Source organism: Paenibacillus sp. FSL H8-0537 (assembly GCF_038051995.1).
GTDB lineage: Bacteria > Bacillota > Bacilli > Paenibacillales > Paenibacillaceae > Pristimantibacillus.
The window spans coordinates 3,201,886-3,211,650 of record NZ_CP150290.1; the positions used below are offsets into that span (position 1 = coordinate 3,201,886).

Genomic DNA, 9,765 nt, shown 5'->3' on the forward strand with positions numbered 1-9,765 from the left:
TAAGCATGGCAGAAGTTTGCTATCGCTTGCGGATGAGAGGGGTTTTTCTATTTTCAAAAATAGGAAAAGCGAGGAAGAGAAAACATACATTAGCGATTATGCTCAGAGAGCAGGGGGTGTGCTGAGACCTTTGCCATAATCCTTGTATGCCGTCATCTCGGAGCTTTTGATGGAAAGCGGAGCCTGTGTGCGCTGGGCACCCGTAAGTAGACTCAAACGGAATGGCACACGTTATCGTGCGGCAGGTAGGGCATTGCCCTATCTCATGAGGCTGAAATCGCAAGATTCCAGTAAATCAGGGTGGTACCACGAAATGATTGCCCCTTTCGTCCCTTAAGCATGGCAGAAGTTTGCCGTCGCTTGCGGATGAGAGGGGCTATTTATATTTCAAGGAGGCAGTCACATGGATAAATCAACTACACTTACGAGCGATTTACAGCAGCAGCAGGATCAGAAATGGGTAACCGGATCGGAGCTGCTATTAAGCGGCTTGCTGATGGAAGGGGTAGATTGTGTATTTGGCTACCCGGGCGGAAATGTCCTGTATATTTATGATGCGATGGTTCATAATCGGGATTTTAAGCATATTTTGACCCGGCATGAGCAAGGGGCTATTCATGCGGCTGACGGCTATGCGAGGTCAACTGGAAAAGTGGGCGTTTGCATTGCTACCTCCGGTCCAGGCGCGACGAATCTAGTGACCGGCATTGCGACTGCTTATTATGATTCTGTGCCATTAGTTATTATTACAGGCAATGTCTCAACAGCGGTTATGGGTACGGACGCCTTTCAGGAAGCCGATATCGTTAGCATGACGATGTCAATAACGAAGCATAGTTATCTGGTACGTGACGCTCAGGACCTTCCGCGAATTATCCATGAAGCGTTTCATATCGCAAGCACGGGGAGGAAAGGTCCGGTTTTAATTGACATTCCAAAAGACGTTTCAAATCAGAAAATGCTGGCTCAGCCAACTAGCCCAATTCATATACGCGGTTATCACGGCAATCCGATTCCGAATCATGCGGAAATAGATCAATTAATCGAGGCGATTGCCCAAGCTCAAAAACCCGTTATTATAGCGGGTGGTGGCGTCGTTTATTCAAATGCTTCCGATGAGCTTATCGAATTTGCGAACAAAACCAATATGCCAGTTGCGACGACCTTGCTTGGTTTGGGCGGTTTCCCAAGTGCACATGATTTATGGCTGGGTATGCCAGGCCATCATGGTGCGTATGCGGCGAATATGGCTATCCAAAACGCTGACCTCATCCTTTCAATAGGTTCACGATTTGACGACCGGGTGACGATGAAGCTCGATGGCTTCGCTCCGAAAGCAAAATGGATTGCCCATATCGATATCGATCCAGCTGAAATTGGCAAAAATATTAAAACGGATATTGCATGCATCGGAGATATAAAGGCAGTGTTGCAATATGCCAATACGCTCGCGGTAAGCTCGCAATCGAGCAGCTGGATTGCTGAAGTGCAGCAAAATAAAAGGCTGTATCCCTTGAGGTACAAGGATTCCGATACGGAGCTTAAACCACAATTTGTTATTGAAATGATTCATGAAACGACGCAAGGAAATGCAATTATTTCGACGGACGTGGGGCAGCATCAAATGTGGTCCGCGCAATTTTACAAATTCAAGCATCCCCGTTCGCTCATTACCTCCGGGGGCCTAGGTACAATGGGCTTTGGCTTCCCCGCTGCTATCGGTGCCCAAATCGGGAACCCAGATCGGCTAGTTGTCTCCATAAACGGTGACGGGGGCATGCAAATGTGTGCGCAAGAGATGGCGATTTGTGCGATCAACCAGATTCCCGTTAAAATCGTTGTTATTAACAATCAAGTGCTGGGCATGGTTAAGCAGCAGCAGGAGCTCATGTACGAAAGGCGCTATAGCCAAATCGATCTTGCCGGCAGCCCAGATTTCGTTAAGCTTGCTGAAGCGTATGGCATTAAAGGGCTAAGAGCAAGCAATAAAGAAGAGGCAATTCGCGTCTGGGAGGAGGCACTGCACACACCAGGTCCTGTACTTATTGAGTTTGTCGTGCCGACCGAAGAGAATGTATATCCGATGGTTTTAGCCGGAACGACCTTGGATCAGATGATTATGGGAGATTTTGAATAATAAAGCGGCTGAGCAGCGATTTGTTTTATGTGATTAAATAAATGCTGTCGTTTTGTGCAGATAGGCTTTGTCAGTGTCAGCTTTCATCGTTTACAATGGGGAGGAAAGAAGCGGGTGCCGAGCCTGAGCATGGCTGCTTCAACACAATGGTTAAGGGGAGACTTGCGTTGAGCGACAGAAAACGAATTATACTCGATGTAGACACTGGGGTCGATGATGCCATCGCGATTTTATACGCGCTGCTTTCTCCTGAAATTAAGGTGGAGGGCATTACGACAGGTTACGGAAATACGACGGTGGAGCAAGCTACAGATAATACGCTAAGAGTCGTGCAGCTTGCCAATTGCGGCTACGAGGTGCCAGTTGCAGCAGGGGCGGTAGCGCCTACCGTAAGGCCTTCGCGTGGAACGGATGCGCATATTCATGGGCATAATGGTATTGGAGATGCGCATCTTCCGCCTTCCTCTCAACAGCCGCTGAAGGAAAATGCGGTCGATTTCATTATTCGCAAAGCTGCGGAAAATCCAGGAGAGCTCACTCTGGTGACGACGGGGAGAATGACGAATTTGGCGCTTGCGCTGGAAAAAGCACCTGAGCTTGCGGGGCAGCTGAAGCAGGTGGTGACGATGGGCGGCACGTTGTTTGCACCCGGCAATGTCACGCCAGTTGCAGAAGCTAATATCTATGCCGATCCTGAAGCGGCGGCTGCGGTTTTTGCATCGAATGTGCCACTCACAATTGTCGGACTTGATGTGACTGTGCCTACAAGGCTTACCGGAGCTGATTTGGAGAAGCTTGCGCGCTACGCGCCAGAAAATAAGCAAGCAATCATCCGCTTTTTGAATGAATCGCTTGGCGTTTATTTTGAATTTTACCGCAAGGTGAACTATTTTATTGAGGAATGTCCGATGCATGATGCACTTGCCGTTCTTGTAGCGCTTAATCCGTCGCTCGTTACGACACAAAAATTTAACGCTGTCGTCGATTGCAGCAGCGGGCTGACGGCGGGTATGATTGTAACAGACAGAAGACCACGTCCATCTGTGGGCAGAAGTGTGGAGTTTTGTGTTGAGGTGGATTCGGCCAGAGCGATTCGCCAAATGATGTCGGTATTCTGGAGCGAATAAAGCTAGATAATGAAAGATAAGTTACGTGTACGTAATTAAGGGAGGATTTTGGCAGATGGAGCAGCGTTTTTCGCGGGAATCTAGATGTTATAAAACAGCAAGGGTATTTCCAACAGATGTGAATAATCATAATACGCTGTTTGGCGGGAAACTGATGGCCTATATTGATGATATTGCCTCCATTGCGGCGACGAAGCATTGCCGCCGATCCGTTGTTACCGCTTCGACGGATTCGGTCGATTTTCTTTATCCCATCCGCCCAACGGATTCCGTATGTCTTGAAGCGTTCGTTACTTGGACGGGCCGTTCCTCCATTGAAGTGTTCGTTAAAGTGGTGAAAGAGGATTTGCTGCGTGGAGAGCGGGAAGTGGCGGCGACGTCCTTTCTGACATTCGTTGCGCTTGATTCGGACAAGCGTCCGGTTGTGGTGCCAGCGGTCGTTCCCGAAACGGAAGAGGAGCTTAAGCTATTTGAAACAGCAGAGCAGCGGGCAGAAATGCGCCGTACCCGCCGCGAGCAGAGTAAACGCTTTGCTGAATTTTTGACGGTAAAGCATCCTTGGGACTGAGTGTAAATGATAGCTGCCAGAATGTATAGATTGTGCTTGCGGTTTGTATCGCTGCTGCGATTAAGGCCGCAAGGACAGCACGTACTGAATGCATGTGTATACAAACAAGGCGAGGCCTGTACATATGCCTAGAACGATATAAACTGCTTTTTTGCCGCTCACATGGACACCAACTTTCATCAATTCTTTCTTTATTATAAAGCAGATGAGAGCGAAAGTCATGGCGACGCAGTGGCAGCGCGGTTAAATAGAATCGGAATAGCAGCAGCGCCCCTTCGAGCCGATAAGTCGGAAGGGGCGTTGCTGTCCTTGTATTATAAGGTAGTAATGACGCGATCCACTATGCCGTATTGTACGGCTTCCTCTGCGGAGAGGAAATAATCGCGGTCCATGTCCAGCTGGATTTTCTCCAGCGGCTGGCCGGTTCGCGCGGAGGCTATCTGGTTGAGATGCTCTCTAATACGAATAATCCGATTGGCAGAAATCGCAATATCGCTTGCTTGGCCCTGAACGCCGCCATGCGGCTGGTGGATCATTACCTCGCTGTTGGGCAGGGCAAAGCGCTTGCCTTCAGCACCCGCAAGCAGTAGAATAGCGGCGAAGGATGCTGCAAGCCCCACACATATCGTACTGACATCCGGCTTAATATATTGGATCGTGTCATAGATGGCAAAGCCTGCTGAAGTAGAGCCGCCCGGACTATTAATATAGATGCTGATGTCTTTCGTTGGATCTTCCTCCGCGAGAAACAGCAGCTGGGCAACGATACTGTTCGCGAGCTGGTCGTCAATCGCTGAGCCAAGAAAGATGATGCGATCCTTCAGCAGCCGTGAATAAATATCATAGGATCTTTCGCCGCGCGCGCTTTGCTCCACTACGTAAGGCACATAATTGGTCATAGGTTATACCTCCATTTATTCCGTTGGATATTTGCTTTCACTTAGTAAACGATTATCGGGGGACAAAAGGATATGCTGCTCTGCAAGCTTTTTTTTGCTCATCCGCGTATCTTAATAGGGACTTCATTCGTTTACAAGGTGAAACGGCTGTCGCCGTCCTTCGGCGGCGCGGCACGTTTCAGACCGAGAAATATAGAGAAAGGTTGAGAAAATCATATCCTTTCCTATTTAAAATAAACGGTTCTGCTGCGTCTTCGCCCAGAATCTCGTTAAGAGGAGCGTGTCCCATGCGTTTGAAAAACAAAACCACCTTACCGAACGAATATAACGGGCAGCAGCTTGCAGGCTTGCGCAAGTACAGCCTCTCGCTGACAGGCTCAAGCTGGGATGCCGAAGATTTGGCGCAGGAATCGTGGCTGAAGGCGAGCCTCGCTGCGGATGCTGCCAGCCATCAGAATCCCGAAGCGCTGCTGCGGCGCATTGCCAAAAATAGCTGGATCGACCAAACCCGCAGAAAAGCGGTCTGGCAAAAAATAAGCGGAGAACTGCTGCATTTGCATCAGCAGGAAATTGCAGTAAATAATCAAGAAGCTAGCGAGCTTGAAATTGTTTTTCATGTGCTGGTGAAGCATATGACAGCTGCACAACGGGCTGTTTTTATGCTAAGGGACGTATACGGCTGTTCAAGCATCGAAGCTGCGGAAATTTTGGGGATGACAGATGGGGCGGTAAAAGCGGCGCTGCACCGTGCCAGGCAAGCGCTTATAGCTGTGCGCCAGCAGCTGCTTCAGGATGGGCTCCCCCAGCCGCAGGAGGAGCAAATGAAAACCTATGTACGGGCGCTGGCCTCCGCCTATTTGTCAGGCAATATGAAGGCAGTTGCCGCTTTAATGCAGCTTAGCGAAAATGATCCAGAGCTAGCCATCCATATGGCCCAGCATGAGCTGGGGCGCCTTGCGTCACGGCGCCAGACGGTTCCAGCAGAAGCGCGGAATATGGCGCTGGAATATGCTTTTATACACCATGCAGCCTAATCCGGTTTGTGAAAAAGCTAACTGTGCATGAATAGCTGATTAATTTCTGATTATTAGCGAGTGTAGTCCAGTGTCTAACAAGCGATCCAAGTCATGCCGCTTTCATTGACAGTAATAGTTGCCTGAATTATAATTGCCTAAGTCAACTATGTGAGTTATGCATCAATGAGGGGGAATGGCATGCTATCTCAGGAACAACGCCCGCGCTTATGGACTACTGCATTTATTACGCTAACCGTCTGCTCTTTTCTAGTTTTCTTTAATTTGCAGCTTTTGCTTTCTCCGCTTACGGCTTATACGAAAAGCACTTTTATGGCGAGTGACGTATCGGTCAGCCTCGTGACGAGCGTGTTTGCTGTTTCTGCGATTTTAACGCGTTTTATGACGGCGTTTGTGATGAAAAGAATGCCTCAATTGGCCATTTTGTACTTCGGCATTGTGCTTGCGGCCCTTTTTACCGCTATGTATATCGCGGCTGAATCCTTAGGCTCCTTGCTCATCATGCGTGTGTTTTATGGCATTGGCTTTGGCATAGCCAGTACGATTATTCCCACACTCGTATCGCAAATTATTCCCGCTGGGCGTATTGGGGAAGGGATTGGCTATTTTGGCTTGTCCACCAGCATTGCGATGTCCATTGGCCCCATGATCGGGCTGAATATTTGGAAGCAATTCGGTTTTGAGACGTTAAGCATAACGGGAACGGCAGCTATTTTGCTCATTATCCCGATTCTGATATGGTTTCGTCCACTTCCGCCAGAGCCCCCGCGCCAGAGCCAGGAGGAGCGGAAACGGGCTGCCGCAAGCAAGCCGCCCTTTAATTTCCAGCTTGTGCTTCCCGCGCTATTAAATGTGCTGCTGTCGATTACATACAGCGGGATATTAAGCTTTATCGCCTTGTATGGTGAAAAGCTTGCGATCAACCAGATCGGCTTGTTTTTCTTGTTTAATGCAGTGACGATTATTATCGTTCGTCCGATTTCCGGGAAATTGTTTGACAGCAAAGGCCATGCCGCAGTACTTATTCCTGGTGCGTTATGTGTCATTGCAAGCTTGACGGTGCTGTCGTTTACGACTTCCATTTCGCTGCTGATCATATCCGCGCTGCTGTATGGTCTAGGATTCGGCGCTGTCCAGCCAACGATTCAAGCTTGGATGCTGCGCAGCTCAAGTCCGGAGCAGCATGGAGCTGTGAATAGCATGTTCTATAACGCAACGGATCTTGGTGTTGCGACAGGGGCTATTTTATTAGGCGCCATTGCCTCAGCGACGAACTATGAAATGATGTATCGCTGCGCTGCTGGGGTCATGATTATCTTTTTACTCGTATATTTGATCATTAGCATGACGACGGCTGCAAAACATAAAAAGCGGGGCTGGAGCAGGCCAGAAGCGGTTTCCCATAATATTTCATTGAAAAACAATTGACACCACCTTACTTGTCATGTAAGATGTAGAATGAATTACGATCTAACATCAGATGACAGCAAGGCATCAAACCATATATTTCTTTTCGTATAACCTCGTAAGCCGTATTCAGCTGCAGCTGGATATAAGAACAGGTCGGGGGTATCTACAGGAAGCCTTTACTTCCTAACTACGATAACAAGGATCAAGCTGTATTGATCGTTGCTATGTGGTTAGGATTTTTGTGTTGTCTGGGCAAGTTTAGAGAGACAATCAAGGAGGTTTAAGGGCACAAATGAAGTATTTATTATCGGTTTTATTCGGTGCGATTAGTTACGGTGTGTTGTCTACAATCGTGGTACTGGCCTATGGTCAAGGCTACCAATTAGGTGAAGTGGTTGGTGCGCAGCTGCTGACGGGATTTATTTTGGCCTGGATGCTGGCTTTTTATACGAAACAGCGGGAGCAGCGCAAAGCCCGTACGGCTTCAAACGCAGTTTCTCCTGTTGCTCAAGCAGCCGAGGCTGCCAAAGCACTTGCCGCTAAGCTGACGTGGAAAAGCAGAGTGCTGCTAATGCTTGCGGGTATGCCGACAGCTATAACAGGCTTGTTGTATTATCATTCGCTTCGTTATATTCCAGCTTCGCTGGCTATTATTTTATTGTTTCAATTCACATGGATCAGCGTATTGATTCAAGCATTCAGCAAGCGTCAACGTCCTAAAGGCGTTATGATGCTGGCATTGATTGTTTTGTTCGGAGGCACGCTGCTTGCTGCCGGCATTATGGAGGACGGCGCTGCCCAGTTCAACTGGATCGGCATCATTTTCGGCTTATTGTCCGCCGTGAGCTACTCCTTGTTAATTTTGTTCAGCGGCAAAGCGGTGCCAGCTGTACACCCGGCTTACCGCAGTGCTTGGATGATTACTGGCGGTTTGCTGCTAGTGTTTATTTTATTCCCGCCAATGTTTCTGTTTAATGGTTTGATTTGGGGACAACTGCTTGTGTTCGGTTTCCTGCTAGGGCTATTCGGTGCATTTATCCCGCCTGTCCTGTTCGCAATCGGCGTGCCGCATATTGGTGAAGGCATGGCTGGCGTATTAGGCGCAGCCGAGCTTCCTGTAGCTGTCACGATGTCGGCCCTTATATTGAATGAGCATGTGAGCATGCTGCAATGGGTGGGCGTCGTTGTCGTGCTAATGGGCATTTTGCTGCCAGAGCTGAAACGCTTTAAAGGGCGTTCACAGCGTACAATGGCTGCTTAACTCACGCTTGCTTTTTTGTTAAAAAGGCGCAGATTTTCAAAAGGCATAACTTCTTTTTCATCAACCTTTGAAACATTTAGCTGAATTTTCCGTCTGTAGTAAAAAGGCGGTGTAAGCTTTGAAAAAATGGCTGATTTTGTCGCTTCTGCTATTGTGGCTGCTCCCATCACAGGTGTCTGCGCTATCTTGCGCACAGATGAGAACACCAGCTGAGGCTTTTGATTGGTATGACGGTATCGTTATTGCTAAAGTAAATGAACGATACAAAACGATCTTTGCCAATGACAATAAGCTTGTACTGACCGTAAGCAATAGCTATAAGGGAATTGAAGCACACACACTGTCCGTATCAGAAGATCCGACCTGGGGAGCTTTAAATGGGCCGAGCGAAGAGGGCGTGGAGTATCTCTTTTTTCTGAAAGAGAAGGACGGGAAATGGGAGCATCCGCTATGCGCGCCTACCATGACAACGCCAGTCAGCAAGGAAATGGCGGCTTTTTTGAAGGACAAGGAATTGGATCTGAAAGCTCAAGAATCGGTAGCTAAGCAGCAAACGACGCCCATATCCGAGAGGACTGCGGAGAGTAGTCAGAATCTAGAAAGCGGCTCATCAAGCAGGATTGTGATGGGTATCGCATTATTGGTGCTGGTTATTGCAGTAGGAGTGATCGTTTATCGTCGCTACGGCAGGCGGAACAAGTAATTGCTCGCGATACGATACTACCATAGTGAAGGAGGGAGCCTGAGCAATCAGGCTTTTTCTGTTTTTTAGAATTTTCTACTATTGAATTGTACAGTGAAATTTTGGCTAGTAAGTACAGTCGACACTTGCTAGCCAAAACGCTGCATTTTTCACTTGTGAAAATCATACGGCTGCGCTCCTGCAGGCCAAGGAGAAACGCTATTAAATTCCTTTACTTGACTAGAAATCCTGATAAATCAGTATTTATCTATAGATGAACACCTTTACTTTAATTGAAAAATAAGGAACAGGAAGCCGGGAATGAATATTCCCGGCTTTTTCGTTGTAGCCTATGGGATTCCTTTCTGGAATCGGAGAACAGGAATTTTATAGAGATTATAAAAATAACCCTTATTTACAATTTATATTCATATAAATAAATTTTTACATTTTGATAAAGAGGAGTTTAGCTTCGAATGTAGAAAAGGTAATATAATCCAACGATTCGAGTTTCTTCTCCCCTGATGTGCATTTTTTGTCGGGGACCTTTGTAGAGTCCACCACCATTATGTCTGAAACCATGCGGCAAATTTTTCACAAGCAAATAGAGATTGAATAAATATGTTAAAGGAAAGAAGGGTCATTCC

General features: G+C 47.6%; 8 protein-coding genes and 1 riboswitch. Of the genes, 7 read left to right on the plus strand and 1 reads right to left on the minus strand.

The window, feature by feature from the left end; all coding sequences use genetic code 11:
- Positions 1–403: 403 nt before the first annotated feature.
- From ilvB to MHB80_RS13620, 3 genes are all read left to right on the plus strand, one after another.
- Positions 404–2,137 (plus strand): biosynthetic-type acetolactate synthase large subunit, encoded by a 1,734-nt coding sequence (gene ilvB / locus MHB80_RS13610; RefSeq protein ID WP_341282621.1) that lies wholly within the window; start codon positions 404–406, stop codon positions 2,135–2,137.
- Positions 2,138–2,304: 167 nt separating this feature from the next.
- The gene (locus tag MHB80_RS13615; protein ID WP_341282622.1) at positions 2,305–3,264 is read left to right on the plus strand and encodes a nucleoside hydrolase; all 960 of its coding nucleotides are present in this window, start codon (positions 2,305–2,307) and stop codon (positions 3,262–3,264) included.
- A 55-nt stretch (positions 3,265–3,319) separates the two neighbouring features.
- A complete protein-coding gene (locus MHB80_RS13620; protein WP_341282623.1) occupies positions 3,320–3,832 on the plus strand; it encodes an acyl-CoA thioesterase in 513 nt (170 codons plus the stop codon).
- Between the two features lie 314 nt (positions 3,833–4,146).
- Here MHB80_RS13620 and clpP read toward each other — a convergent pair whose 3' ends face one another.
- Entirely contained in the window at positions 4,147–4,731 is a 585-nt protein-coding gene (gene clpP, locus MHB80_RS13625; RefSeq protein WP_341282624.1) for an ATP-dependent Clp endopeptidase proteolytic subunit ClpP, read from the minus strand.
- Between the two features lie 287 nt (positions 4,732–5,018).
- On the opposite strand from clpP, the gene MHB80_RS13630 reads away from it, so the two are divergent.
- The 4 genes from MHB80_RS13630 to MHB80_RS13645 all read left to right on the plus strand — a co-directional run bounded on the left by MHB80_RS13630 (position 5,019) and on the right by MHB80_RS13645 (position 9,139).
- Positions 5,019–5,765: an RNA polymerase sigma factor gene (locus tag MHB80_RS13630; RefSeq protein WP_341282625.1), complete on the plus strand. Its 747-nt coding sequence runs from the start codon at positions 5,019–5,021 to the stop codon at positions 5,763–5,765.
- A 180-nt stretch (positions 5,766–5,945) separates the two neighbouring features.
- Entirely contained in the window at positions 5,946–7,193 is a 1,248-nt protein-coding gene (locus MHB80_RS13635; protein ID WP_341282626.1) for an MFS transporter, read from the plus strand.
- Positions 7,194–7,258: 65 nt separating this feature from the next.
- A riboswitch (purine riboswitch) is annotated at positions 7,259–7,385 on the plus strand.
- A gap of 82 nt (positions 7,386–7,467) precedes the next feature.
- The gene (locus MHB80_RS13640; RefSeq protein ID WP_341282627.1) at positions 7,468–8,436 is read left to right on the plus strand and encodes a DMT family transporter; all 969 of its coding nucleotides are present in this window, start codon (positions 7,468–7,470) and stop codon (positions 8,434–8,436) included.
- A 118-nt stretch (positions 8,437–8,554) separates the two neighbouring features.
- Positions 8,555–9,139 (plus strand): hypothetical protein, encoded by a 585-nt coding sequence (locus MHB80_RS13645; protein ID WP_341282628.1) that lies wholly within the window; start codon positions 8,555–8,557, stop codon positions 9,137–9,139.
- The last annotated feature ends 626 nt before the right edge of the window (positions 9,140–9,765 follow it).